Origin of the sequence: Streptomyces sp. NPDC005303 (genome assembly GCF_040607335.1) — a bacterium.
Taxonomy (GTDB): domain Bacteria; phylum Actinomycetota; class Actinomycetes; order Streptomycetales; family Streptomycetaceae; genus Streptomyces.
Map to the genome: position 1 here is coordinate 301,698 of NZ_JBEXGM010000002.1, position 24,380 is coordinate 326,077.

The 24,380-nt window shown below is 70.2% G+C and carries 20 protein-coding genes and 1 tRNA gene; 17 read left to right on the plus strand and 4 right to left on the minus strand.

Annotation, left to right across the window (positions count from 1 at the left end; genetic code table 11):
* Positions 1 to 36: 36 nt before the first annotated feature.
* Positions 37 to 630 (minus strand): TetR/AcrR family transcriptional regulator, encoded by a 594-nt coding sequence (locus tag ABZT93_RS05295; protein ID WP_356099195.1) that lies wholly within the window; start codon positions 628 to 630, stop codon positions 37 to 39.
* Between the two features lie 97 nt (positions 631 to 727).
* Between ABZT93_RS05295 and ABZT93_RS05300 the strand changes: the two genes are divergently transcribed.
* From ABZT93_RS05300 to ABZT93_RS05350, 11 genes are all read left to right on the plus strand, one after another.
* Complete coding sequence (locus ABZT93_RS05300; protein WP_356099198.1) at positions 728 to 2,344, plus strand: carboxyl transferase domain-containing protein; 1,617 nt, start codon at positions 728 to 730, stop codon at positions 2,342 to 2,344.
* Positions 2,345 to 2,350: 6 nt separating this feature from the next.
* Positions 2,351 to 4,270 carry a biotin carboxylase N-terminal domain-containing protein gene (locus ABZT93_RS05305; protein WP_356099201.1) on the plus strand — a complete coding sequence of 640 codons (1,920 nt, stop codon included), beginning with the start codon at positions 2,351 to 2,353 and terminating at the stop codon, positions 4,268 to 4,270.
* On the plus strand, positions 4,267 to 5,187 hold the full coding sequence (locus ABZT93_RS05310; protein WP_356099204.1) for a hydroxymethylglutaryl-CoA lyase: 921 nt from the start codon (positions 4,267 to 4,269) through the stop codon (positions 5,185 to 5,187). The genes ABZT93_RS05305 and ABZT93_RS05310 overlap by 4 nt, the downstream gene beginning before the upstream one ends.
* A 6-nt stretch (positions 5,188 to 5,193) precedes the next feature.
* Positions 5,194 to 6,354, plus strand: coding sequence for an acyl-CoA dehydrogenase family protein (locus ABZT93_RS05315; protein ID WP_356099207.1), 1,161 nt, complete (start codon positions 5,194 to 5,196; stop codon positions 6,352 to 6,354).
* A 128-nt stretch (positions 6,355 to 6,482) separates the two neighbouring features.
* Positions 6,483 to 7,529, plus strand: a complete 1,047-nt coding sequence (locus ABZT93_RS05320) for an ABC transporter substrate-binding protein (RefSeq protein ID WP_356099210.1) — start codon at positions 6,483 to 6,485, stop codon at positions 7,527 to 7,529.
* Between the two features lie 116 nt (positions 7,530 to 7,645).
* Entirely contained in the window at positions 7,646 to 8,479 is an 834-nt protein-coding gene (locus tag ABZT93_RS05325; protein ID WP_356099213.1) for a siderophore-interacting protein, read from the plus strand.
* 143 nt (positions 8,480 to 8,622) lie between these two features.
* Positions 8,623 to 10,065: a lysine decarboxylase DesA gene (gene desA / locus ABZT93_RS05330; RefSeq protein WP_356099216.1), complete on the plus strand. Its 1,443-nt coding sequence runs from the start codon at positions 8,623 to 8,625 to the stop codon at positions 10,063 to 10,065.
* Positions 10,049 to 11,326 carry a SidA/IucD/PvdA family monooxygenase gene (locus tag ABZT93_RS05335; RefSeq protein ID WP_356099219.1) on the plus strand — a complete coding sequence of 426 codons (1,278 nt, stop codon included), beginning with the start codon at positions 10,049 to 10,051 and terminating at the stop codon, positions 11,324 to 11,326. The genes desA and ABZT93_RS05335 overlap by 17 nt, the downstream gene beginning before the upstream one ends.
* Entirely contained in the window at positions 11,323 to 11,856 is a 534-nt protein-coding gene (locus tag ABZT93_RS05340; protein ID WP_356099223.1) for a GNAT family N-acetyltransferase, read from the plus strand. Before ABZT93_RS05335 ends, ABZT93_RS05340 begins: the two co-directional genes overlap by 4 nt.
* Positions 11,853 to 13,625 carry an IucA/IucC family siderophore biosynthesis protein gene (locus ABZT93_RS05345; RefSeq protein ID WP_356099226.1) on the plus strand — a complete coding sequence of 591 codons (1,773 nt, stop codon included), beginning with the start codon at positions 11,853 to 11,855 and terminating at the stop codon, positions 13,623 to 13,625. Before ABZT93_RS05340 ends, ABZT93_RS05345 begins: the two co-directional genes overlap by 4 nt.
* A gap of 166 nt (positions 13,626 to 13,791) precedes the next feature.
* Positions 13,792 to 15,462, plus strand: a complete 1,671-nt coding sequence (locus tag ABZT93_RS05350) for an RICIN domain-containing protein (protein WP_356099229.1) — start codon at positions 13,792 to 13,794, stop codon at positions 15,460 to 15,462.
* A gap of 187 nt (positions 15,463 to 15,649) precedes the next feature.
* Here the strand turns inward: ABZT93_RS05350 and ABZT93_RS05355 are convergent, their stop codons facing one another.
* On the minus strand, positions 15,650 to 17,212 hold the full coding sequence (locus tag ABZT93_RS05355) for a metallophosphoesterase family protein (protein WP_356099232.1): 1,563 nt from the start codon (positions 17,210 to 17,212) through the stop codon (positions 15,650 to 15,652).
* A 165-nt stretch (positions 17,213 to 17,377) separates the two neighbouring features.
* Here ABZT93_RS05355 and ABZT93_RS05360 point away from each other — a divergent pair, with 165 nt between their 5' ends.
* A complete protein-coding gene (locus ABZT93_RS05360) occupies positions 17,378 to 17,635 on the plus strand; it encodes a hypothetical protein (RefSeq protein ID WP_356099790.1) in 258 nt (85 codons plus the stop codon).
* A gap of 13 nt (positions 17,636 to 17,648) precedes the next feature.
* Complete coding sequence (gene glmS, locus ABZT93_RS05365) at positions 17,649 to 19,466, plus strand: glutamine--fructose-6-phosphate transaminase (isomerizing) (protein WP_356099234.1); 1,818 nt, start codon at positions 17,649 to 17,651, stop codon at positions 19,464 to 19,466.
* Between the two features lie 224 nt (positions 19,467 to 19,690).
* Here glmS and ABZT93_RS05370 read toward each other — a convergent pair whose 3' ends face one another.
* Positions 19,691 to 20,218 carry a universal stress protein gene (locus ABZT93_RS05370; RefSeq protein ID WP_020123262.1) on the minus strand — a complete coding sequence of 176 codons (528 nt, stop codon included), beginning with the start codon at positions 20,216 to 20,218 and terminating at the stop codon, positions 19,691 to 19,693.
* 349 nt (positions 20,219 to 20,567) lie between these two features.
* Here ABZT93_RS05370 and ABZT93_RS05375 point away from each other — a divergent pair, with 349 nt between their 5' ends.
* The 4 genes from ABZT93_RS05375 to ABZT93_RS05390 all read left to right on the plus strand — a co-directional run bounded on the left by ABZT93_RS05375 (position 20,568) and on the right by ABZT93_RS05390 (position 23,348).
* Positions 20,568 to 20,873 (plus strand): hypothetical protein, encoded by a 306-nt coding sequence (locus ABZT93_RS05375; RefSeq protein WP_356099237.1) that lies wholly within the window; start codon positions 20,568 to 20,570, stop codon positions 20,871 to 20,873.
* A 386-nt stretch (positions 20,874 to 21,259) separates the two neighbouring features.
* Positions 21,260 to 22,489 (plus strand): helix-turn-helix domain-containing protein, encoded by a 1,230-nt coding sequence (locus tag ABZT93_RS05380; protein ID WP_356099240.1) that lies wholly within the window; start codon positions 21,260 to 21,262, stop codon positions 22,487 to 22,489.
* Positions 22,490 to 22,592: 103 nt separating this feature from the next.
* Positions 22,593 to 23,195 (plus strand): oligoribonuclease, encoded by a 603-nt coding sequence (gene orn / locus ABZT93_RS05385; RefSeq protein WP_356099243.1) that lies wholly within the window; start codon positions 22,593 to 22,595, stop codon positions 23,193 to 23,195.
* A 77-nt stretch (positions 23,196 to 23,272) separates the two neighbouring features.
* Positions 23,273 to 23,348, plus strand: a tRNA-His gene (locus ABZT93_RS05390).
* A gap of 49 nt (positions 23,349 to 23,397) precedes the next feature.
* Here ABZT93_RS05390 and ABZT93_RS05395 read toward each other — a convergent pair.
* Positions 23,398 to 24,273, minus strand: a complete 876-nt coding sequence (locus tag ABZT93_RS05395; protein ID WP_356099246.1) for a LysR family transcriptional regulator — start codon at positions 24,271 to 24,273, stop codon at positions 23,398 to 23,400.
* Positions 24,274 to 24,380: the final 107 nt, after the last annotated feature.

Below are 24,380 nucleotides of genomic sequence, written 5' to 3' on the forward strand. Positions count from 1 at the left end.
AGGGAGAGGCGTCCAGAGCTGATCCCGTAACGCTCGTCACGCCGCTGCGGCCGCGAACGCCCCCCGGGCCATGCGGTGCAGCAGCTCCGCGGTGGCGCCGCGCCCCGGGAGCGAGCCGGGGCGACCCAGGTGCGGGGTGGAGTTCAGGAGCCCGAAGACGGAGTGCACGGCCGAGCGGGCGGCGGGTTCCGCGAGACCGGGATAGACCTCGCGCAGGATCTCCACCCACAGCTCGACGTACTGCCGCTGGAGCTGCCGCACCAGCTTGCGGTCGCTGTCCCGGAGGCGGTCCAGCTCGCGGTCGTGCAGGGTGATCAGGGGCCGGTCGTCGAGCGCGAAGTCGATATGGCCCTCGATCAGCGAGTCCAGCAGCACCTCGGGGTCACCGCCCCCCGACTCGGCGACCCTGCGCTTGCCGCCGGTCAGCAGCTGACCGCTGATGCCGACCAGCAGCTCCGCCAGCATCGCGTCCTTGCCCGCGAAGTGCCGGTAGAGCCCGGGCCCGCTGATCCCGACCGCCGCGCCTATCTCGTCCACGCCCACGCCGTGGAACCCGCGCTCGGCGAACAGCCGCGCGGCCTCCTTGAGGATCTGCTCGCGGCGGGTGGGGGCGTCGGTTCTGGTGGCCATGGAAGCAATTCTAGACAGGGAGGTTAGCGGTCGTTAACCTGAAGGAAATGGTTAACGCTCATTAACAGGCGATCACTGGGTGAGGGGACCGCGGGACATGGATCAGGCACCCGAGCTGACGAGCGCGGCAGACCCCGCGTCGGAGGCCTGGAAGGCCAACGAGGAGGCCCACCGGGCCCTCGTGGACGAGCTGCGCGACAAGCTCGCCGCGGCCCGGCTGGGCGGCGGCGAGAGGGCGCGCGAGCGGCACACCGCGCGCGGGAAGCTGTTGCCCCGGGACCGGGTCGACACCCTCCTCGACCCCGGCTCGCCCTTCCTGGAGCTGGCCCCCCTCGCGGCCGAGGGGATGTACGACGGACAGGCCCCGGCCGCGGGGGTCATCGCCGGGATCGGGCGGGTCAGCGGGCGCGAGTGCGTCGTCGTCGCCAATGACGCCACCGTCAAGGGCGGCACCTACTACCCGATGACGGTGAAGAAGCACCTGCGCGCCCAGGAGGTCGCCCTCGACAACCGCCTGCCCTGCATCTACCTCGTGGACTCCGGCGGCGCCTTCCTGCCCATGCAGGACGAGGTCTTCCCGGACCGTGAGCACTTCGGGCGGATCTTCTACAACCAGGCCCGGATGTCCGGCGCGGGCATCCCGCAGATCGCGGCGGTGCTCGGCTCGTGCACGGCCGGGGGCGCCTACGTCCCCGCCATGAGCGACGAGGCCGTCATCGTCCGCAACCAGGGCACGATCTTCCTCGGCGGGCCCCCGCTGGTGAAGGCCGCCACCGGCGAGGTCGTCACCGCGGAGGAGCTCGGCGGCGGCGAGGTGCACTCCCGGATCTCCGGTGTCACCGACCACCTCGCCGAGGACGACGCCCACGCGCTGAGGATCGTGCGGAACATCGCCGCGACCCTGCCCGCGCGCGGGCCGCTGCCGTGGTCCGTCGAGCCCGCGGTGGAGCCCAAGGTGGACCCCTACGACCTCTACGGCGCCGTCCCCACCGACTCCCGCACCCCCTACGACGTCCGCGAGATCATCGCGCGGATCACGGACGGCTCGCGTTTCGCCGAGTTCAAGGCCGAGTTCGGGCAGACCCTGGTCACCGGCTTCGCCCGGATCCACGGCCACCCGGTCGGGATCGTCGCCAACAACGGCATCCTGTTCTCCGAGTCGGCCCAGAAGGGCGCCCACTTCATCGAGCTGTGCGACCAGCGCGGCATCCCGCTGCTGTTCCTCCAGAACATCTCCGGCTTCATGGTCGGCAAGGACTACGAGGCCGGCGGCATCGCCAAGCACGGCGCCAAGATGGTGACCGCGGTCGCCTGCACGCGCGTGCCCAAGCTGACGGTGGTCGTCGGCGGTTCGTACGGCGCCGGGAACTACTCGATGTGCGGCCGGGCCTACTCCCCGCGCTTCCTGTGGATGTGGCCCAACGCCAAGATCTCCGTCATGGGCGGCGAACAGGCCGCGTCCGTCCTCGCGACCGTCAAACGGGACCAGCTGGAGCAGCGGGGCGAGGACTGGTCCGCGGCGGACGAGGACGCCTTCAAGGACCCGATCCGCGCCCAGTACGAGCGCCAGGGCAACGCCTACTACGCCACCGCCCGCCTCTGGGACGACGGGGTCATCGACCCGCTCGACACCCGTCAGGTGCTCGGCCTGGCCCTGACCGCATGCGCCAACGCGCCGCTGGGCGACCCCCAGTTCGGCGTCTTCCGGATGTGAGGACCCATGTTTGACACAGTGCTTGTCGCCAACCGGGGGGAGATCGCGGTCCGCGTCATCCGCACCCTGCGCGCCCTGGGCGTGCGCTCGGTGGCCGTCTTCTCCGATGCGGACGCCGACGCCCGGCACGTCCGGGAGGCGGACACAGCGGTACGACTGGGCCCGGCACCGGCCTCGGAGAGCTATCTGTCCGCCGAGCGGCTCCTGGAGGCCGCCGCCCGCACCGGCGCCCAGGCCGTCCACCCCGGATACGGCTTCCTCGCCGAGAACGCGGCCTTCGCGCGCGCGTGCGCCGACGCCGGGCTGGTCTTCATCGGGCCGCCCGCCGACGCGATCGCCCTCATGGGCGACAAGATCCGCGCCAAGGAGACCGTCGAGGCGGCCGGAGTGCCGGTCGTGCCCGGCGGCCGTGACCCCGAACTCGCCGAGGCCGCACGCGCGTTGGGCGCGCCCGTGCTGCTGAAGCCCAGCGCGGGCGGCGGCGGCAAGGGCATGCGGCTGGTCCGTGACCTCACGGTCCTCGAAGAGGAGATCGCGGCCGCCCGCCGCGAGGCCCGCACCTCCTTCGGCGACGACACCCTGCTCGTGGAGCGGTGGGTCGACCGGCCCCGGCACATCGAGATCCAGGTGCTCGCGGACGGCCACGGCAATGTGATCCACCTCGGCGAGCGCGAGTGCTCCCTCCAGCGCCGCCACCAGAAGATCATCGAGGAGGCGCCCAGCGTCCTCCTCGACGAGGACACGCGCGCGTCGATGGGTGAGGCCGCGGTCGAGGCGGCCCGCTCCTGCGGCTACCGGGGCGCTGGCACCGTGGAGTTCATCGTCCCGGGCGACGATCCGTCGTCGTACTACTTCATGGAGATGAACACCCGCCTCCAGGTGGAGCACCCGGTCACCGAGCTCGTCACCGGCCTGGACCTGGTGGAGTGGCAGCTGCGGGTGGCGGCGGGCGAGCCGCTCCCGTACGGGCAGGAGGGCGTCCGGCTGACCGGGCACGCGATCGAGGCCCGCGTCTGCGCCGAGGACCCCGCGAAGGGCTTCCTCCCGTCCGGCGGCACCGTGCTCCGGCTCCACGAGCCCCAGGGCGACGGGGTCCGCACCGACTCCGGGCTCAGCGAGGGCACCGAGGTCGGCAGCCTGTACGACCCGATGCTGTCCAAGGTCATCGCGTACGGCCCGGACCGCGCGACCGCGCTCCGGAAGCTCCGGGCGGCCCTCGCGGGGACGGTGACGCTGGGCGTGCAGACCAACGCGGGGTTCCTGCGCCGGCTGCTGGCCCATCCGGCGGTCGTCGCGGGCGAGTTGGACACCGGGCTGGTCGAGCGCGTGGTGGACGACCTGGTCTCCACCGACGTACCGGACGAGGTGTACGAGGCGGCGGCGGCCGTACGCCTCGAAGCGCTGCGGCCACGGGAGGAGGGCTGGACCGACCCGTTCTCGGTGCCGAGCGGCTGGCGGCTGGGGGGCTCCGGGTTCACGAAGCCCGTCGGCTTCCCGCTGCGGGTCCAGGAGCCCGTGGAGTACGTCCCGCGCGGCACCCACACCGTCACCGGTGACCGGGTCGCCGTCACCCTCGACGGCGTCCGCCACACCTTCCACCGGGCCGGTGACTGGGTGGGCCGCGACGGCGACGCCTGGCACGTGCGCGACCACGACCCGGTGGCCGCGTCCCTCACCCGGAGCGGGCATGGGGGCGCCGACTCCCTCACCGCCCCCATGCCCGGCACCGTGACCGTGGTGAAGGTGGCGGTCGGGGACGAGGTGGCCGCCGGGCAGAGTCTGCTCGTCGTCGAGGCGATGAAGATGGAGCACGTCATCTCCGCCCCGCACGCCGGCACGGTCGCCGAGCTGGACGTCACACCGGGCGCGACCGTCGCCATGGACCAGGTGCTGGCGGTCATCACCCCCGTGGAGGAAGAGCGATGACACTCCCCATGGTCGTACCGCAGACCGGGCTCCCGACCCGGGTCCGCATCCACGAGGTCGGCGCCCGCGACGGCCTGCAGAACGAGAAGTCGACCGTGCCGACGGAGGTGAAGGCTCAGTTCGTGCGGCGCCTGGCCGAGGCGGGGCTGACGACCATCGAGGCGACGAGTTTCGTCCACCCGAAGTGGGTGCCCCAACTCGCCGACGCCGAGCAGCTGTTCCCGCAGATCAGCGACCTGACCGTGGACCTCCCGGTGCTCGTCCCGAACGAACGCGGCCTGGACCGCGCGCTGGCCCTCGGAGCCCGCCGGGTCGCCGTGTTCGCCAGCGCCACCGAGTCCTTCGCCAAGGCCAACCTCAACCGCACGGTGGGCGAGGCCCTGGCGATGTTCGACCCGGTCGTGGCGCGTGCTAAGGCGGAGGGCGTGCACGTCCGCGGCTACCTCTCCATGTGCTTCGGCGACCCGTGGGAGGGCGCGGTCCCGGTCCCCCAGGTCACCAAGGTCTGCCGCGCCCTGCTCGACATGGGTTGCGACGAGTTGAGCCTCGGCGACACCATCGGGGTGGCGACACCGGGGCACGTAGGGGCGCTGCTCACCGAACTCGACGTCCCCGTCGAGAAGGTGGGCGTGCACTTCCACGACACGTACGGCCAGGCGCTCGCCAACACCCACGCGGCCCTCCAGCACGGTGTCACCACCGTGGACGCCTCCGCGGGCGGCCTCGGCGGCTGCCCCTACGCCAAGTCCGCCACCGGCAACCTCGCCACCGAAGACCTCGTGTGGATGCTTCAGGGCCTCGGCATCGACACCGGTGTCGACCTCGGCCGTCTCGTCGCCACCAGCGTCTGGATGGCCGAACACCTGGGCCGACCCAGCCCGTCCCGTACCGTTCGCGCCCTCTCCCACCAGGAGTGAACCCCGATGGACCACCGCCTCTCCCCCGAGCTGGAAGAACTCCGCCGCACCGTCGAGGAGTTCGCGCATGACGTAGTGGCCCCGAAGATCGGCGAGTACTACGAGCACCACGAGTTCCCCTACGAGATCGTCCGCGAGATGGGCCGCATGGGTCTGTTCGGGCTGCCGTTCCCCGAGGAGTACGGCGGGATGGGCGGCGACTACCTGGCGCTCGGCCTCGTCCTTGAGGAACTGGCGCGCGTGGACTCGTCGGTGGCGATCACCCTGGAGGCCGGCGTCTCCCTCGGCGCCATGCCCCTGCACCTGTTCGGTACCGAGGAGCAGAAGCGCGAGTGGCTGCCCCGACTGTGCTCGGGCGAGATCCTGGGCGCCTTCGGCCTCACGGAACCGGACGGCGGCAGCGACGCCGGGGCGACCCGTACGACGGCCCGCCTGGACCCCGACACCGACGAATGGGTCATCAACGGCACCAAGTGCTTCATCACCAACTCCGGCACCGACATCACGGGCCTGGTGACCGTCACCGCGGTGACCGGGCGCAAGCCGGACGGCAGGCCGCTGATCTCCTCGATCATCGTCCCCTCGGGCACCCCGGGCTTCACGGTCGCACCGCCGTACTCGAAGGTCGGCTGGAACGCCTCGGACACCCGTGAGCTGTCCTTCTCCGACGTCCGGGTCCCGGCGGCGAACCTGCTGGGCGAACAGGGCCGCGGCTACGCCCAGTTCCTGCGGATCCTCGACGAGGGCCGGATCGCCATCGCGGCCCTCGCGACCGGGCTCGCGCAGGGCTGTGTGGACGAGTCGGTGAAGTACGCCAAGGAGCGGGAGGCCTTCGGGCGGCCCATCGGCGCCAACCAGGCCATACAGTTCAAGATCGCCGACATGGAGATGAAGGCCCACACGGCCCGCCTCGCCTGGCGGGACGCGGCCTCACGTCTGGTCTCCGGCGAACCCTTCAAGAAGGAGGCGGCCCTCGCCAAGCTGTACTCCTCCACGATCGCCGTGGACAACGCCCGCGACGCCACGCAGATCCACGGCGGCTACGGCTTCATGAACGAGTACCCGGTCGCCCGGATGTGGCGCGACTCCAAGATCCTGGAGATCGGCGAGGGCACGAGCGAGGTCCAGCGGATGCTGATCGCACGGGAGTTGGGGCTGACAGGTTAGGACGCAGCTCACAGGGCGCACAGCTTCGACGGGGCGGCACCCCGCCCTCTGGACATCTGATGAGGTTAGGCTAACCTACCTTCGAACTTGTCCAGCGGGCGCTCCGCCCCGTTCGAAAGCAGCCACACATGTCCAACGCACGAGCCGTCCATCTGACCCGCCGTGGCATCCTCGCCGCGGGCGGCGCACTCGGCCTCGGCGCCGTGCTCGCGGCCTGCGGTGACGACGACTCCGGCAGCGAGGGCTCCGGCGAGAGCACCACGGCCGCGAAGTCCGGGGCGTGGACGTTCAAGGACGACCGTGGCACGACCGTGAAGCTCGACAAGGTCCCCACGAAGATCGTCGCCTTCGTCGGCGTCGCCGCCGCGCTCCACGACTACGGCATCGAGGTCAAGGGCGTCTTCGGGCCCACCAAGACCAAGGCCGGCAAGGCCGATGTCCAGGCCGGCGACATGGACGTCAGCAAGCTGACCGTCTTCGGCAACGTGTGGGACCAGTTCAACGTCGAGCAGTACGCGGCCTTCGCGCCCGAGGTCCTCATCACCACGACCTTCGACAGCGCGGGCACGCTCTGGTACGTCCCCGCGGCCTCCGCGTCCAAGATCGCCAAGCTGGCGCCGAGCGTGGCGGTCTCCGTCTACGACCGTCAGATCACCACACCGCTCCAGCGGGTGTGGGAGCTGGCGGAGTCCCTCGGCGCCGACATGACGGCGGCGAAGGTCACCGACGCGAAGAAGCGGTTCGAGGCGGCGTCGGAGCGACTGCGCGCGGCCGCCAAGGCCCACCCCGACATCAAGGTGCTCGCCGGGTCCGCGGCCCAGGACGTCTTCTACGTCTCCGGCTCCAACCTGTCCATCGACCTGGAGTACTTCAAGGCGCTCGGCGTGAACTTCGTGGAACCCTCGGCTTCCGTACTGAAGGCGTCCGGTGGCTGGTACGAGTCGCTGAGCTGGGAGAACGTCGACAAGTACGCGGCCGACATCATCATGATGGACGACCGCACCGCGACCATCCAGCCGGCCGACATCACCGAGGCGACCTGGAAGAAGCTGCCCGCGGTGAAGGCGGGGCAGGTCATCTCGCGTTCTCCCGAGCCGATCCTGTCGTACGACAAGTGCGTGGCGATGGTGGAGAACCTCGCGAAGGCCATCGAGACCGCGAAGAAGGTCGGTTAGGCGCGTACTTGGCTGCCGGTCCGTTGTGGCTGGTCGCGCCCACGCGGCGGAGCCGCAAATCGAACAGCCCCGCGCCCCTAGGTACGCATACCTGACGTCGATTCAGGAGTTACCCGATGACTACGGCCGTAGCCGCCCCGTTCCGTTTCTTCTCCCTCCAGGTCGCGCGGACGAGGCGGCTCGGGCCGTCCCTGGTCCGGGTCACCTTCGCCGGGGAGGACCTCCGGCACTTCTTCTCCGAGGGACACGACCAGTCGCTGTCCCTCTTCATCCCCGCCGCGGGGAGGACCGATCCCGGGGTTCCCGTCGAGCTCGGGGACGGATGGTGGCAGGCCTGGCGGGAGCAGCCCGACGAGGTGCGGGCTGTGATGCGGTCGTACACCCTGCGGGGTCTCCGGCGCGATCCTGACGAGATCGACATCGACTTCATGCTGCACGAGCCGGCCGGGCCCGCCTCCGCCTGGGCCTCGCGCGCCTCCGCCGGCGACCGGGTCCAGCTGCTCGGGCCCGCCGTCGCCGACAACCGGGCCATCCGGTTCCGGCCGCCCGCCGACACCGACCTCGTGCTGCTCTGGGGCGACGAGACCGCGCTGCCCGCCGTCTCGGCGATCCTCGAAGCCCTGCCCGCCGGGCAGCGGGCCCGCGTCTGGCTGGAGGTGCGCGACGCCGGGGACATCCAGGACGTCGTGACCGAGGCCGACGCCGAGATCACCTGGCTCGTGGCCGGCGAGACCGGCGCCCAGTGCTCCCCCCTGGCGCTCGGCGCCCTTCGCGAGGCCCGACTCCCGCACGCCGAGCGGCCGTACGTCTGGATCGCGGGCGAGTCCGGGTGTGTGAAGGAGCTGCGCCGGCACTTCGTGCGCGAGCGCGGCATCGACCGGCGCCGGGTGACCTTCGTCGGGTACTGGCGGCAGGGGATGACCGAGGAGCAGCTGCGGGCAGCCGAGTAACTCCCGCCGACGTGACGCCGGTCACGGCTGGGGCAGGTTTTCCCCCAAATTAATTAGGTTAGGCTTACCTAAGTTGAAGCGGTTTCCGCCCCGCTCCTGCCCCGTCCGTCCCGCACGGATCGTCCCCACCGGAGGACCCCCACATGCGCTCGCACCTGCTCAACGACACGACCGCGGAGAGCTACCGCCGCTCCGTGACCGAAGGAATAGAGCGGGTGGCGGCCAAACTCGCCACCACCACAAGGCCGTTCACCGGCGTCACCGTCGACGCCCTCTCCCCTCGCATCGACGCGATCGACCTCGACAAGCCCCTGCTCGACACGGCGGCGGTGCTCGACGAGCTGGAGGACGTCTACCTCCGGGACGCGATCTACTTCCACCACCCCCGCTACCTCGCCCACCTCAACTGCCCCGTCGTCATCCCGGCCGTGCTCGGCGAGGCCATCCTGTCCGCGGTCAACTCCTCCCTGGACACCTGGGACCAGTCGGCGGGCGGCACCCTCATCGAGCGCAAGCTGATCGACTGGACGACCGCGCGCATCGGTCTGGGTCCGGTCGCCGACGGCGTGTTCACCTCGGGCGGGACGCAGTCCAACCTCCAGGCGCTCCTGCTGGCCCGCGAGGAGGCCAAAGCCGACACCACGGCCCAACTGCGCGTCTTCGCCTCGGAGGTCAGCCACTTCAGCGTCAAGAAGTCGGCCAAACTGCTCGGTCTGGGCCCGGACGCCGTGGTCTCGATCCCCGTCGACCACGACAAGCGGATGCAGACCGTGGCACTCGCCCGTGAGCTGGAGCGCTGCCGCCGCGAGGGCCTGGTCCCGATGGCCGTCGTCGCCACCGCCGGCACCACCGACTTCGGCTCCATCGACCCGCTGCCCGAGATCGCCGAGCTGTGCGAGCAGTACGGCAGCTGGATGCACGTCGACGCCGCCTACGGCTGCGGACTGCTCGCCTCGGTCAAGTACCGGGACCGCATCGACGGCATCGAGCGTGCCGACTCGGTCACCGTGGACTATCACAAGTCCTTCTTCCAGCCGGTGAGTTCGTCCGCCGTGCTGGTCCGCGACGCGTCCACGCTGCGCCACGCCACCTACCACGCGGAGTACCTCAACCCGCGCCGCATGGTGCAGGAGCGCATCCCCAACCAGGTGGACAAGTCCCTCCAGACCACCCGCCGCTTCGACGCGCTCAAGCTGTGGATGACCCTGCGCGTGATGGGCGCCGACGGCATCGGCCAGCTCTTCGACGAGGTCTGCGACCTGGCCGCCGAGGGCTGGAAGCTGCTCGCCGCCGACCCCCGCTTCGACGTGGTCGTCGCACCGAGCCTCTCCACGCTGGTCTTCCGCTGCATCCCGGCCTCGGTCACCGACCCGGCCGAGATCGACCGCGCCAACCTGTACGCCCGCAAGGCCCTGTTCGCCTCCGGCGACGCGGTGGTCGCGGGCACCAAGGTCGGCGGCCGCCACTACCTGAAGTTCACCCTGCTCAACCCCGAGACGACGGTCGAGGACATCGCCGCCGTCCTCGATCTGATCGCCGGCCACGCCGAGCAGTACCTGGGAGAGTCCCTTGACCGCGCGTCCTGAAAACCCGTCCACCGCCCACGACTTCGTGGCGATCGGACTGGGTCCGTTCAACCTGGGCCTGGCCTGCCTCACCGAGCCCATCGCCGAACTCGACGGAATCTTCCTGGAGTCGAAGCCCGACTTCGAGTGGCACGCGGGCATGTTCCTGGACGGCGCCCACCTCCAGACCCCGTTCATGTCGGACCTGGTCACCCTCGCCGACCCGACCTCGCCGTACTCCTTCCTCAACTACCTGAAGGAGAAGGGCCGGCTGTACTCGTTCTACATCCGCGAGAACTTCTATCCGCTGCGGGTGGAGTACGACGACTACTGCCGCTGGGCCGCGAACAAACTGAGCAGCGTCCGCTTCGACACGACGGTGACGGGGGTCCGGTACGAGGACGACCTGTACGTCGTGACGACGTCGGCAGGTGACGTGTACCGCGCCCGCCACCTGGTCCTCGGCACCGGCACCCCGCCGCACATACCGGAGGCCTGCCAGGGGCTGGACGGCGACTTCATCCACAACTCCCGCTATGTGCAGCACAGAAGCGAGCTGGTGAAGAAGGAGTCGATCACGCTGGTCGGCTCGGGGCAGTCCGCCGCCGAGATCTACTACGACCTGCTCAGCGAGATCGACGTCCACGGCTACCGGCTGAACTGGGTGACCCGCTCCCCCCGTTTCTTCCCCCTCGAGTACACCAAGCTCACGCTGGAGATGACCTCCCCGGAGTACATCGACTACTACCGCGAGCTGCCCGAGGCCACCCGCTACCGGCTCACCGCCCAGCAGAAGGGCCTGTTCAAGGGCATCGACGGCGACCTGATCAACGAGATCTTCGACCTGCTCTACCAGAAGAACCTCGGCGGCCCCGTCCCCACCCGGCTGCTCACCAACTCCTCGCTGAACAGCGCCCGTCACGACAACGGCACGTACACGCTCGCCTTCCGTCAGGAGGAGCAGGGGAAGGACTTCGAGATCGAGTCGCAGGGCCTGGTCCTCGCCACCGGTTACAAGTACGCCGAGCCGGAGTTCCTGGCGCCGGTGAAGGACCGCCTGGTGTACGACTCCCAGGGCAACTTCGACGTGTCCCGCACCTACGCGATCGACGTGACGGGCAGAGGCGTCTTCCTCCAGAACGCCGGCGTCCACACCCACAGCGTCACCAGCCCCGACCTGGGCATGGGCGCCTACCGCAACAGCTGCATCATCCGAGAGCTGCTCGGCACCGAGTACTACCCGGTCGAGAAGACGATCGCGTTCCAGGAGTTTTCCGTATGACCTTCACCTTCCGCCCCCTCGACCCCCTGAAGGACGCCGAGTTGCTGCACGGGTGGGTCACCCATCCCAAGGCCGCCTTCTGGATGATGCAGGACGCCAAGCTGGAGGACGTCGAGCGCGCCTACATGGACATCGCGGCCGACGAGCACCACCACGCGCTGCTGGGCCTCGACAAGGACGGCGAGCCCGCCTTCCTTATGGAGAAGTACGACCCCGCCCACCGCGAACTCGTCGGGCTGTACGAGCCATTGCCCGGGGACCTCGGCATGCACTTCCTCACCCCGGCCACCGACCGGCCCGTGCACGGCTTCACCCGGTCCGTCATCACCGCCGTGATGGCCCACCTCTTCGAGGACCCGGCCGTCCGGCGGGTGGTCGTGGAGCCCGACGTCTCCAACAAGGCCGTCCACGCCCTGAACGAGGCGGTCGGCTTCGTGCCCGAGCGCGAGATCCAGAAGCCGGAGAAGAAGGCCCTGTTGAGCTTCTGCACCCGGGAGCAGTTCGTGGCGGCCACGGGGGTGGCCGCATGAGCCTCGCCGACACCGTGGCGCACCTGTCCCCCGAGCGCTGGGAGGTGGCCAACCGCCTGCTGATCCGCAAGAGCCTCGCCGAGTTCGCGCACGAGCGGCTGATCGAGCCCGAGGAGACGGACAAGGACCAGTACGTCGTCCGCAGCGACGACGGAAAGACCCGGTACGACTTCACGGCCGTACGCCGCTCGCTCGACCACTGGCAGGTCGACGCCGACTCCATCACCCGGCACCGCGACGGCACCGAACTCCCCCTCGCCGCCCTGGACTTCTTCATCGAGCTGAAGAACACCCTCGGCCTGAGCGACGAGATCCTGCCGGTGTACCTGGAGGAGATCTCCTCCACCCTCTCGGGCACCTGCTACAAGCTGACCAAGCCCCGGGTCCCGGTGGCCGAGTTGGTGAAGGCCGACTTCCAGGACATCGAGACCGGCATGACCGAGGGCCACCCCTGCTTCGTCGCCAACAACGGCCGGCTCGGCTTCGGCATCCACGAGTACCTCTCGTACGCCCCCGAGACCGCGAGCCCGGTCCGCCTGGTCTGGCTCGCCGCACACCGCTCCCGCGCCGCGTTCACGGCCGGGGTCGGCATCGAGTACGAGACCTTCGTACGCCAGGAGTTGGGCGAGGAGACCGTCGAGCGGTTCTACGGCGTCCTGCGCGGCAAGGGCCTGGACCCGGCCGACTACCTCCTCATTCCCGTGCACCCCTGGCAGTGGTGGAACAAGCTCACCGTCACCTTCGCCGCCGAGGTCGCCCGCGATCTGCTGGTCTGCCTCGGCGAGGGCGACGACGAGTACCTGGCCCAGCAGTCCATCCGGACCTTCTTCAACAGGTCCCACCCCGAGAAGCACTATGTGAAGACGGCCCTGTCCGTCCTCAACATGGGCTTCATGCGCGGGCTTTCGGCCGCGTACATGGAGGCGACCCCGGCCATCAACGACTGGCTCGCCGGGCTGATCGAGGGCGACCCGGTGCTGAAGTCGACGGGCCTTTCGATCATCCGCGAGCGGGCCGCCGTCGGCTACCGGCACCTGGAGTACGAGGCCGCCACGGACCGCTACTCGGCGTACCGCAAGATGCTGGCCGCGCTGTGGCGCGAGAGCCCGGTCCCGTCCCTCCAGGACGGCGAGTCACTCGCGACGATGGCCTCCCTGGTCCACGTCGACCACGAGGGCCGGTCCTTCGCGGGCGCCCTCATCGAGCGCTCCGGGCTCACCCCGACCGACTGGCTGCGCCGCTACCTCCGCGCCTACTACACCCCGCTCCTGCACAGCTTCTACGCCTACGACCTGGTGTACATGCCGCACGGCGAGAACGTCATCCTGGTCCTCAAGGACGGCGTGGTCGAGCGGGCGATCTACAAGGACATCGCAGAGGAGATCGCCGTCATGGACCAGGACGCGGTGCTGCCGCCGGCGGTCGAGCGGCTGCGCGTGGAGGTCCCCGACGACAAGAAGCTGCTGTCGATCTTCACGGACGTCTTCGACTGCTTCTTCCGCTTCCTCGCCGCGAACCTCGCCGCCGAGGGCATCCTGGAGGAGGACGACTTCTGGCGCACGGTCGCCGAGGTCACCCGCGACTACCAGCGCTCGGTGCCGGAACTGGCCGACAAGTTCGCGCAGTACGACATGTTCGCGCCCGAGTTCGCCCTCTCCTGCCTCAATCGCCTCCAGCTGCGCAACAACAAGCAGATGGTGGACCTGGCGGACCCGTCGGGCGCACTCCAGCTGGTCGGCACACTGAACAACCCCATCGCGGGCCGGTAGTACGGTCCAACTGCCAGGCGGGGCACGGGAGTACGGTCCTCCCGAGCCCCGTCTCTTTTCGGCTCTTCCGGTCTCTCCCGGGCACACGGGCCGCACAGCGTCGTCATAGTGAGTGCCACTACGGTCCACATCTTGCCGTGACGCGCTCCTTGGGGGAGACGAGACGATGATGTCCGAGCACCCGCCCCAGCAAGCCCCGCACGACCCGGCGACCGGGTTCCCGGCGGAGGACGTCACGGCCGTCCACGCCTACGCGGGCGCGTTCTGCGGCAGGTCGGCCGCGGCGGCGGACCTCGCCGTGGCGGTGCTCGCCGGCCGACCGGGGCCCGCCGCGCGCACAACCCTCCTGGCCGACGTACGGCGGACGGCCTTCGGGTGGCTGCGGGACGACCGCGCCGGGCTCCTGCGCCCCGGGTTCCGGGACTGGGCCCGGTGGGCGGGCGAGGCCTTCGGCACGGCGGACACGCTGCGGCACGTGGAGCACGACGCGCCGCTGCTGCGGGCGTTCGGGGAGCTGGCCGACCAGTCCCGGGCGGCGCTTTGGCTGTGTCTGGCGGAAGGTGAACCGGCTTTCGCGGCCCGCGTGTTGAACACCTCGGAGGATTTCGCCGCGTCGCTGGCCGAGTCGGCCCGCTCCCGTCTCGCCGACACCTTCCTGCGGCTGCGCGCGGAACACACGGCCGACGCCCGCTGTGTGCACTACGGCGGCATGCTCGGCGCGATCGCCCGCGGCACCCATCGCGAGACCCCGCCCGATCTCGAACAGCACCTGCAGACCTGCGAGTTCTGCGCCCACGACATCAGGCTGCTGCGCACGCTCACGTCGGGCGGCCCGCAGGAGTTACGGTCCCTGCTCGTCGACCGGCTCCTGGTGTGGGGCGGCCCGGCGTACCGTTCGGCGAGACCCGGACCGGCCGACGGGGCGGGCCCGGCCCCCTCGGAGAGGACCGCGCGGGCCAGGCCCGGCTCGTGGGCCGGAGTGGCTTCGCGGGTCGGGGGAGGACTCGTGACCAGGGCAGGGGCGGGACCACGGACAGCCGCGGCCCCCGGGACCGAGCCGCCCTCCCGACCCCCGGTTCCCCCTACGGCGCCCGTTCCGGCCGCACGGCCCGCCCAGAGCGCCACGGCCCCCGAGAACGCCCCGGATGTCCCCGCCTTCCCGGCCCCGCCCGGCCCCGCCGCACCTGCGCCACGCCGTCCCGTGCTCGCCCTGGCCGCCGCCGTCGTGGTGACGGCCGTGGCCACCGCCGTCACTCTGAACCTGCTGTCCGACACCGGGTCCGGAGCCGCCGTGAACTCCTACGGGCCACCGCCCTCCGCCCCCTCGCGGGCCCCGTCGATCTCCCCCTCGGTCTCCCGGGGTACGGGCACCGTGCTCGCGACCGTCCCGCTGAAGAGCGCGGCCGCCGTGGGGAGCTGTGTCACCGCCGTCGGCGACTCGCCGGACGACACCCCCGCACCGGCCGCCTGCGACGGAGCCGCGACCCAGCGGTGGCAGGTCGTCGACCTCGGGGACGGGGCCGTCGCCCTGCGGCACATGGCGTCGGCTTCCTGTCTGGACATCGCGGGCTACCGGGTCCTGGGAGACCCCATGCAGCTGCGGCGGTGTGCCTACCGGCAGGGTGCAGGCGCCCCCTTCCCGGAGGACCAGGCGTTCGTCCTCGACGCCCGCCGGGACAGGACCTTCACGCTGGTGTGCCAGGACAACCCGTCCATCGCCGTGGGGATCACCGACGGCGAGGTCCGCATGCTGTCGACGCGAACAGCCGGCCGCGCGATCCGCTTCGCCCTGGACGACTCCCTGGGCGAGGCGCTGGGCGAGGCGCTGGGCGGCTGAGCGCACCTCCAGGCCGCGGCGGCGGCCCGGGCCAGGTTTCCGCACCCGGCCCGGACCGCCGCCATCGCCGTCCTCGTACACAGAACGCCGGACATACGACCGGAAACGCCTTCTTCTCCGGTCGCCCCCGCCGAGGACCGCCGGGACACCCTCATGCGCCGGCGATGCAACGGCCTTGCGGGAGGCGTTACTTCGCCCTGCGCGCCACCGTGAAGTGGTCGATGCGGTCACCGGTCTCGGCGATGCCCGACACCTTCAGCTTGGCGTAGTGGCCCTTCGACGCGGGCTCCACGTCGACGCGCAGGAAGGAGTAGTTGAGGTAGCGCACCCGGGACCAGGCGACGGTCTCATTGACCTTGCCGTCCTTGGTGTTGATGAAGGAGGCGACGGAGTCGCGCTCGTTCAGGTGCCCCTCGTAGGAGTCCGGCGCGGTGAACGCGTACAGGCTGCGGCCCGCGGCGCCCGCCGTGACGTAGACGACCCCCTCGGTCTCGGGGTACGCGGTCTCGCCGATCGGGAGCTTCTTGGCGACCTTGTCGCCCTTGATGACGTCGGTGCGCTCGTACTGGTGGTTGTGGCCGTTGATGACCAGGTCCACGGTGTACTTCTCGAACAGCGGCACCCACTCCTGGCGCACGCCCCCCTCCGAGGCGTGCGCGGTGGAGGTGCAGTAGGCGCAGTGGTGGAAGAACACGATGATGAAGTCGACGTCCTTCGAGGCGCGGAACTTCTTCAGCTGCCCCTCGAACCACGTGGTCTGGGTGCCACCGGAGATGCCGAGGTTGGCCGGGATCTCGAAGGAGACGTCGTTCGGGTCGAGCGAGATGATCGCCGTGTTGCCGTAGACGAAGGAGTACACGCCCGGCAGATGGGCCTTGTCCGGGCCGTTGTCGGGGAGCGTGAAGCGGGCCTCCTCGCCGCCGTAGCCGTTGGGCGAGTACCAGGCCTCCATGTCGTGGTTGCCATAACTCACCATCCACGGCACGGACTTGGCGACCGACTCGGTCTGGGCGAGGAACTGGTCCCACACCCGCGAGTCGAAGCCGGTGTCGGCGGTCTTGCCCGCGCCGGCCGGGTCGGCGTAGGCGATGTCGCCTGCGTGCAGGTGGAAGGCCGGGTTCTGGCCGAGGAGGAGGCTGTCGTTGGCCAGGCCGTGGTAGCTGACGCCCTGGTCGCCGAAGGCCGTGAAGGTGAACGGCTTCTTGTGGGCGGGCGCGGTGGTGAAGGTGCCCAGGGTCCCGGTCAGGTGCGGCTGGGCGGGGTCGAAGCCCTGGTGGCCGACTCCGTAGTAGTAGGTCTGGCCGGGGCGCAGATGGGTCAGCTTGGCGTGCAGGTAGTACTGGGTGTGGTCGCCGCTGGCGCCGACGCCGGCCGGGGTGTAGAGGGTGCGCACCTCGGCCTCGATCTTGCGGGAGAGGTCCCAGGGGCGGGCGCCGATCCGGATGAAGGGCTTCTTGACCGCGACCGGCACCTGCCAGGAGACGGTCATCTCGGTGCGCGGGTCGTTGCCGTAGGCGAGGTGACGGCCGAAGGGGGCGACGAGGGCGCCGTCGACGCTCTCGGTGGTGGGGAAGGTCTGGGTCGGCGTGGCGGCCTGGGCGACGGCGCCCGGCACGAACGCGCCACCCGCGACGGCGCCCAGCGTGACGGCGCCGCCCCTGATCATGTTGCGCCGGGAGAATCTGGCGCGCAGGTACTCGTGCTGTTCCGCCATGCTCATGCGCTCGGCGAGCTGGTCGGGTACGCCCATACGAGGAATGTCCATGACGTCTGAAACTCGTCGCCATGGGCAACGTGGTGTGAGACGCAGGATGGACAGCTTACGAACAGACGTTCATAAGAACATCAATAGCCTCCTGCCCGATATCGGGCAGGATTCTTGCGAAACGGCCTCCAGTACCCCAGGATCTACCGGGTGCACGACGAACTTGTTGATCATCTGACGCGGTCCACGCCCCTCAGCAGGGGCGAGGCACTGCGCGTGATCCAGGACGTGCTCGCCTTCTTCGACGAGACGACCGAGGAGTTCGTCCGTCGCCGCCACCGCGAGCTCCAGGCCCAGGGCCTGGTGAACGCGGAGATCTTCGGACGGATCGCGGCGGATCTGAAATATCGAGCGGTGGCGCCGCCTGAGCTGACACTGAGGCAGCTGCGCCGCATGGTCTACGGCTAGGGGACACATCCATATGTGCGGAATCGTCGGATACATCGGGAAGCGTGATGTCGCCCCGCTGCTCCTGGAGGGTCTGCAGCGCCTCGAATACCGCGGCTACGACTCCGCGGGCATCGTCGTCAACTCCCCGAAGACGGCCGGCCTGAAGATGGTCAAGGCCAAGGGCCGGGTGCGCGACCTGGAGGCCAAGGTCCCGGCCCGCTTCAAGGGCACCACCGGCATCGCCCACACCCGCTGGGCCACCCACGGCGCCCCCTCCGACGTGAACGCCCACCCGCACCTGGACGCGGAGGGCAAGGTCGCCGTCGTCCACAACGGCATCATCGACAACGCCTCCGACCTGCGCCGCAAGCTGGAGGCGGACGGCGTCGAGTTCCTCTCCGAGACCGACACCGAGGTCCTGGTCCACCTCATCGCGCGCTCCCAGGCGGAGAAGCTGGAGGACAAGGTCCGCGACACCCTGCGGGTGATCGAGGGCACCTACGGCATCGCCGTGATGCACGCCGACTTCGGCGACCGCATCGTGGTGGCCCGCAACGGCTCCCCGGTCGTCCTCGGCATCGGCGAGAAGGAGATGTTCGTCGCCTCGGACATCGCCGCGCTGGTCGCCCACACCCGGCAGATCGTGACGCTGGACGACGGCGAGATGGCCACCCTCAAGGCCGACGACTTCCGCACCTACACGACGGAGGGCACCCGTACGACGGCCGAGCCCACCACCGTCGAGTGGGAGGCAGCCTCCTACGACATGGGCGGCCACGACACCTACATGCACAAGGAGATCCACGAGCAGGCCGACGCCGTGGACCGCGTGCTGCGCGGCCGCATCGACGACCGCTTCTCCACCGTGCACCTGGGCGGCCTGAACCTGGACGCCCGCGAGGCCCGCCAGATCCGCCGCGTGAAGATCCTCGGCTGCGGCACCTCGTACCACGCGGGCATGATCGGCGCCCAGATGATCGAGGAGCTGGCCCGCATCCCCGCGGACGCCGAGCCCGCCTCGGAGTTCCGCTACCGCAACGCGGTCGTCGACCCCGACACCCTCTACATCGCCGTCTCCCAGTCCGGTGAGACCTACGACGTCCTCGCGGCCGTCCAGGAGCTCAAGCGCAAGGGCGCGCGGGTGCTGGGCGTCGTCAACGTGGTCGGCTCCGCGATCGCCCGCGAGGCGGACGGCGGCATCTACGTGCACGCGGGCCCGGAGGTCTGCGTGGTCTCCACCAAGTGCTTCACCAACACGACGGTGGCCTTCGCCCTCCTCGCCCTCCACCTTGGCCGCACCCGTGACCTCTCGGTCCGCGACGGCAAGCGGATCATCGAGGGCCTGCGCAGGCTGCCCGCGCAGATCACCGAGATGCTGGAGCAGGAGGAGCACATCAGGAAGCTGGCCGAGCAGTACGCCGAGGCCCGCTCGATGCTGTTCATCGGCCGCGTCCGGGGCTACCCGGTGGCCCGCGAGGCCTCCCTGAAGCTCAAGGAGGTCTCCTACATCCACGCGGAGGCCTACCCCGCCTCCGAGCTCAAGCACGGCCCCCTGGCCCTGATCGAGCCCGCCCTCCCCACGGTGGCGATCGTCCCCGACGACGACCTCCTGGAGAAGAACCGCGCCGCCCTGGAGGAGATCAAGGCCCGCAGCGGCCGGATCCTGGCGGTCGCCCACCAGCACCAGGAGAAGGCTGACGAGACCATCGTCGTCCCGAAGAACGAGGACGAGCTGGACCCGATCCTGATGGGCATCCCCCTCCAACTCCTCGCCTACCACACGGCCTTGGCCCTGGGCCGGGACATCGACAAGCCCAGGAACCTCGCGAAGTCGGTCACCGTGGAGTAAGCGCCCCGCAGAGGCCACCGACGGAACGGACCCCCACGTGATGCCACCTGGCACGGGGGGTCCGTCTCTGTTGGCGGGGAGCCGCCCAACTCCCCGGCCCGCGCGGCCGACCGGTGGCCGTCACGCCCCAACCGGCAGCCCGTGACCGCTATATGCCCTTCACAAAGGCACAAACACCCCTACGCGCGGGTAGGTTCACAGATCCCACCTGGGAGAACGGCGCGTTACGGAATGACGATGACGGGCCGCTTCGCCCGCTTGGCGAGCCGCCCCGCGACGGAGCCGAAGATGCGCCCGACGATGCCGTGGGTGGAGCCGACGACGATCGCGTCCGCCTCGTACTCCCGCCCGACCTCCTCGAGTTCATGGCAGATGTCGCCGCCGCGCTCGACGAGGATCCAGGGGACCTCGGCCAGATAGTCCGCGCAGGCGAGCTCCAGACCGAGCACCTCGGTGCGATGGTCCGGCACGTCGACGAAGACCGGTGGCTCACAGCCGGCCCACACGGTGGTGGGCAGCCGGTTGGCGACATGCACGATGATCAGGCCCGAGCCGGAGCGATGGGCCATACCGATCGCGTAGGCGAGGGCGCGCTCGCTGGAGGTGGAGCCGTCGAAGCCGACCACGACGCCGTGCTTGAAGGCGGGGTCGCAGGAGTGGCGTGGCTCTTCCGCCGCCAGGGGCTCGGCCGCCGTAGGATCGGCGACGGGCCGCTTGCGGTCCGCAGGTTCGAAGAATTCGTGACCGGCCATGGCTGTCTCGGCGTTGTGATCCTTGTGTGGGAGGGACGACCGTGTGCGGCGGAGCTGTGTCCGGGAATCATCTTCCCAACCCCATACCCCCAAGGGTACGGCGCCACGCCTCCTTAGCCCAGAGCCCGCCCCCCGGTCCGTGGGGGTTCCAGGGAGCATGCACGAGGGGGTGCCCGTAACGCAATGGTTGCTGCGCTGTACAGGCGGTTCGCACGGGATGCAGTCGGCGCCCCGGCGGCCCCTGGCCACGGGAGAGCCCCCGGACGGCCCCTCGACCCAGTGACCGAAGGGTCGAACACGCGTTGAACCCGTGAGCCACGCCGCAGGGAGACGCCCCAGGGAGCACGCGATGACCGGACACCGACCGCCCTCCGAGGACTCCACCACGCACGTGGTCCGATGGGCGGCGTTCAGCTGCGTCCTCGTCCCCGTGGTGCTCGTCTGGTACGGCACCTCACTGGCCGGCGCGACGGGCACCGCCCTCGGTCTCGCCGCCGTCACGGCCGTCTGCCGTATTCTCCTGCGCCAGTCGGAGCGCGGCGCGGCCCGGCTGCGTGCCGAGGAGCGGACGCCCCGTCGCGGCCGCCACCACAGGAGTGGCACGGGGGCCCATCGAGGCGGTCGCCACACCGGGGGAAATACACCGGTCGGCTGACCGGTTTCCATGCACCGGGACGATTCTTTTCAGCCAACTTCCGCGTTGGGCGTGTCCCTTGGTCCAACCACCCCTCAACCCCCGTTCCACCTGCGCGGATAGGGTCTCCAGGGCCCCGTGCACCCTACGTGGATTAGCCACTGCCACAAGGCGCACTTCCCTGCACGGCCCACGAGTGCAACGCTTCGTGATCGAATGCTTTACGCCAAGTTGCCATGTCGACAATGTGCCGGATGACGAACTGGTCACGCCGACACCACGGGACACAGTAGATTCGATCTTGACGTCTTACGGCGGGGGACTCGTGCAGGACCGAGGGGAAACGTGCTGGAGCGACATGCCCGACAAGTTAGGGGCGCCGCGACCACCGAGGGGGGCTTAGCAGGATGAGCCACGACTCCACTGCCGCGCCGGAAGCCGCGGCCCGGAAGCTTTCCGGGCGACGCCGCAAGGAGATCGTCGCGGTGCTGCTGTTCAGCGGCGGCCCCATCTTCGAGAGTTCCATACCTTTGTCGGTGTTCGGGATTGACCGCCAGGACGCCGGCGTGCCGCGCTACCGCCTTTTGGTGTGTGGCGGCGAGGAAGGCCCACTGCGGACCACAGGGGGCCTGGAACTCACCGCACCGCATGGCCTGGAAGCGATCTCACGCGCGGGCACGGTCGTCGTACCGGCCTGGCGTTCGATCACTTCACCGCCGCCGGAGGAGGCGCTCGACGCTCTGCGCCGGGCGCACGAGGAAGGCGCCCGCATAGTAGGACTGTGCACCGGCGCCTTCGTGCTGGCCGCGGCGGGCCTGCTGGACGGCCGCCCCGCGACCACACACTGGATGTACGCGCCGACGCTGGCCAAGCGCTATCCGTCGGTGCACGTGGATCCGCGCGAACTCTTCGTCGACGACGGAGACGTACTGACCTCGGCCGGAACCGCGGCCGGAATCGACCTCTGTCTCCACATCGTGCGGACGGACCACGGCAACGAGGCGGCCGGCGCGCTGGCCCGCCGGCTGGTGGTCCCACCGCGCCGCTCGGGCGGCCAGGAGCGCTACCTCGACAGGTCTTTACCAGAGGAGATCGGCGCCGACCCGCTCGCCGAGGTCGTCGCCTGGGCGCTGGAGCACCTCCACGAGCAGTTCGACGTGGAGACGCTGGCGGCACGGGCGTACATGAGCCGTCGTACGTTCGACCGTCGGTTCCGCTCGCTGACGGGCTCGGCCCCTCTCCAGTGGCTGATCACCCAGCGGGTGCTGCAGGCGCAGCGGCTGCTGGAGACGTCGGACTACTCGGTGGACGAGGTCGCGGGGCGCTGCGGCTTCCGCTCACCGGTGGCGCTGCGCGGGCACTTCCGGCGGCAGCTGGGGTCGTCCCCGGCCGCCTACCGGGCCGCGTACCGGGCCCGCCGCCCGCAGGGCGACAAGCCCGTGGACAGCGACGGTCCGATGGGCAGCCCGGCGGGCCCCGCGCCCAGCGCGCCCGTGCCGCTGCACCCGGAGAGCGGCCCGGTACCGCTCCAGACCCGCCGCACGCCCGCCCCCGTGGGCCCGCACTCCGACAACGGCCGCGAGCTGTACGTCGGAGGAGGCCGGGCGAGCCTGCCGGGGCAGCGCAGCGGAGCGTGACGTCCCGACGCCGGGCGCGGCCAGTCAGGGCCCGCCCGGCGTTCCAGGTGCCCGGCACCGACGGGGGCGCCACAAAAGCAGACGTCAGCCGTAGGGTGTTCGCATGAACGATCGCATGGTGTGGATCGACTGCGAGATGACCGGCCTCTCGCTGTCCGACGACGCGCTCATCGAGGTTGCCGCCCTCGTCACCGACTCCGAGCTCAATGTGCTCGGCGACGGTGTGGACATCGTCATCCGCCCGCCGGACCAGGCGCTGGAGACGATGCCGGAGGTGGTGCGTCAGATGCACACCGCGTCCGGGCTGCTCGAGGAGCTGTCCGGCGGCACGACCCTCGCCGACGCCGAGGAGCAGGTCCTCGCCTACGTGCGTGAGCACGTCAAGGAACCCGGCAAGGCCCCGCTGTGCGGCAACTCCGTCGGCACGGACCGCGGTTTCCTGCTGAGGGACATGCCCACCCTGGAGGACTACCTCCACTACCGCATCGTGGACGTCAGCTCCGTCAAGGAGCTCGCCCGGCGCTGGTACCCGCGGGCCTACTTCAACAGCCCGGACAAGAACGGCAACCACCGCGCCCTCGCCGACATCCGCGAGTCCATCGCGGAGCTGCGCTACTACCGCGAGGCGATCTTCGTCCCGCAGCCCGGACCCGACTCCGACACCGCGAAGACGATCGCCGCGAAGCACGTGCTGCCCGCCCGGTAAAAGCCGGGCGCGAGCACCCCTTCAGACCCTGTACACTTTTTCTCGGCCGGTCGGAGAGATCCGAACAGCCGAACATGGTGGGTGTAGCTCAGTTGGTAGAGCACCTGGTTGTGGTCCAGGTGGCCGCGGGTTCAAGTCCCGTCACTCACCCCAATCACCTCAGCCGGTGGCCTTGGAAACAAGGTCACCGGCTGAGGTCGTTTCAGAAGCCGGGCGCCTTGAGGACGGCCTGCGCGATCTCGCGGAAGGCCGCGACCAGCCGACTCCGGTCCTCGGTGCGGGTCGCGAGGACCACATGGGCCGGCTCCACGCCGTGCAGCGGGATCGCGGTGACGTCGGGGCGGAGAGTTCCGGCCCGGGGCAACGCCGAGATGAGCAGGGCCTGTCCGGAGGCGACGAGTTCGAACTTGTCCTCCAGGGCGTCGGCCAGGGGCCCGTCGGGAGCCGGGCGGCCGTCCGGACGCGGGTCGATGCGCCAGTACGCGTTCCAGGTCTCGTCGGCCACCCGGACCAGCGGCTCGTCGGCGATGTCGTCGAGGGTGACGGACTCCTTGCCCGCGAGGCGATGAGTGACCGGGAGCACCAGTGCCCGGGGTTCGCCGTAGAGGACCGTCACTTGTGCCCCGTCGACCGGGAAGGGCAGCCGGGTCACCAGGACGTCGGCCTTGCGCTCGGGCAGGGCCGTCATCCGCTCGCCCCAGCCGATGTGCGCGGTCCTGACGTCCGCGTCCGGGAAGCGCTCGCCCAGCGCACGCACCGCTGGGGTGACGATGATCCCCGCCGTGTACCCCACGGTGATCCGGCTCGGTTCGGCGGCCGCCAGGGTGAGGCTCGCCGCCTGGGCCGCCGAACGCAGCAGCGCCTTCGCCCGGGGCAGGAAGACCTCCCCGGCCTCGGTGAGCCTGCTCCCCTGCGGGGTCCGCTCCAGCAGCCGCGCGCCCAGCTGCTGCTCAAGGCGCCGGATCTGCCGGCTCAGCGACGGCTGCGTGATGTGCAGCGCGTCGGCGGCCCGCCCGAAGTGCCGGTGCTCGGCGACGGCGGTGAAGTACCGGACCAGCCGGAGATCGAGGTCGGTCATGCCTGCAGCGTACGCCCGTGTCCCCAGCCGATTCCCACCCAAAACCCATTCCACCTGCGGTCATGCCTGTTCCGTATTGCGTCATGCGAAACAGGCTTTGGACGGCC

What these genes read in the sequence shown, in the direction of transcription:
- ABZT93_RS05295 (WP_356099195.1), bottom strand. Translation starts at nt 630, where the DNA reads ATGGCCACCAGAACCGACGCCCCCACCCGCCGCGAGCAGATCCTCAAG.
- ABZT93_RS05300 (WP_356099198.1), top strand. Translation starts at nt 728, where the DNA reads ATGGATCAGGCACCCGAGCTGACGAGCGCGGCAGACCCCGCGTCGGAG.
- ABZT93_RS05305 (WP_356099201.1), top strand. Translation starts at nt 2,351, where the DNA reads ATGTTTGACACAGTGCTTGTCGCCAACCGGGGGGAGATCGCGGTCCGC.
- ABZT93_RS05310 (WP_356099204.1), top strand. Translation starts at nt 4,267, where the DNA reads ATGACACTCCCCATGGTCGTACCGCAGACCGGGCTCCCGACCCGGGTC.
- ABZT93_RS05315 (WP_356099207.1), top strand. Translation starts at nt 5,194, where the DNA reads ATGGACCACCGCCTCTCCCCCGAGCTGGAAGAACTCCGCCGCACCGTC.
- ABZT93_RS05320 (WP_356099210.1), top strand. Translation starts at nt 6,483, where the DNA reads ATGTCCAACGCACGAGCCGTCCATCTGACCCGCCGTGGCATCCTCGCC.
- ABZT93_RS05325 (WP_356099213.1), top strand. Translation starts at nt 7,646, where the DNA reads ATGACTACGGCCGTAGCCGCCCCGTTCCGTTTCTTCTCCCTCCAGGTC.
- desA (WP_356099216.1), top strand. Translation starts at nt 8,623, where the DNA reads ATGCGCTCGCACCTGCTCAACGACACGACCGCGGAGAGCTACCGCCGC.
- ABZT93_RS05340 (WP_356099223.1), top strand. Translation starts at nt 11,323, where the DNA reads ATGACCTTCACCTTCCGCCCCCTCGACCCCCTGAAGGACGCCGAGTTG.
- ABZT93_RS05345 (WP_356099226.1), top strand. Translation starts at nt 11,853, where the DNA reads ATGAGCCTCGCCGACACCGTGGCGCACCTGTCCCCCGAGCGCTGGGAG.
- ABZT93_RS05350 (WP_356099229.1), top strand. Translation starts at nt 13,792, where the DNA reads ATGATGTCCGAGCACCCGCCCCAGCAAGCCCCGCACGACCCGGCGACC.
- ABZT93_RS05355 (WP_356099232.1), bottom strand. Translation starts at nt 17,212, where the DNA reads ATGGGCGTACCCGACCAGCTCGCCGAGCGCATGAGCATGGCGGAACAG.
- glmS (WP_356099234.1), top strand. Translation starts at nt 17,649, where the DNA reads ATGTGCGGAATCGTCGGATACATCGGGAAGCGTGATGTCGCCCCGCTG.
- ABZT93_RS05370 (WP_020123262.1), bottom strand. Translation starts at nt 20,218, where the DNA reads ATGGCCGGTCACGAATTCTTCGAACCTGCGGACCGCAAGCGGCCCGTC.
- ABZT93_RS05375 (WP_356099237.1), top strand. Translation starts at nt 20,568, where the DNA reads ATGACCGGACACCGACCGCCCTCCGAGGACTCCACCACGCACGTGGTC.
- ABZT93_RS05380 (WP_356099240.1), top strand. Translation starts at nt 21,260, where the DNA reads ATGAGCCACGACTCCACTGCCGCGCCGGAAGCCGCGGCCCGGAAGCTT.
- orn (WP_356099243.1), top strand. Translation starts at nt 22,593, where the DNA reads ATGAACGATCGCATGGTGTGGATCGACTGCGAGATGACCGGCCTCTCG.
- ABZT93_RS05395 (WP_356099246.1), bottom strand. Translation starts at nt 24,273, where the DNA reads ATGACCGACCTCGATCTCCGGCTGGTCCGGTACTTCACCGCCGTCGCC.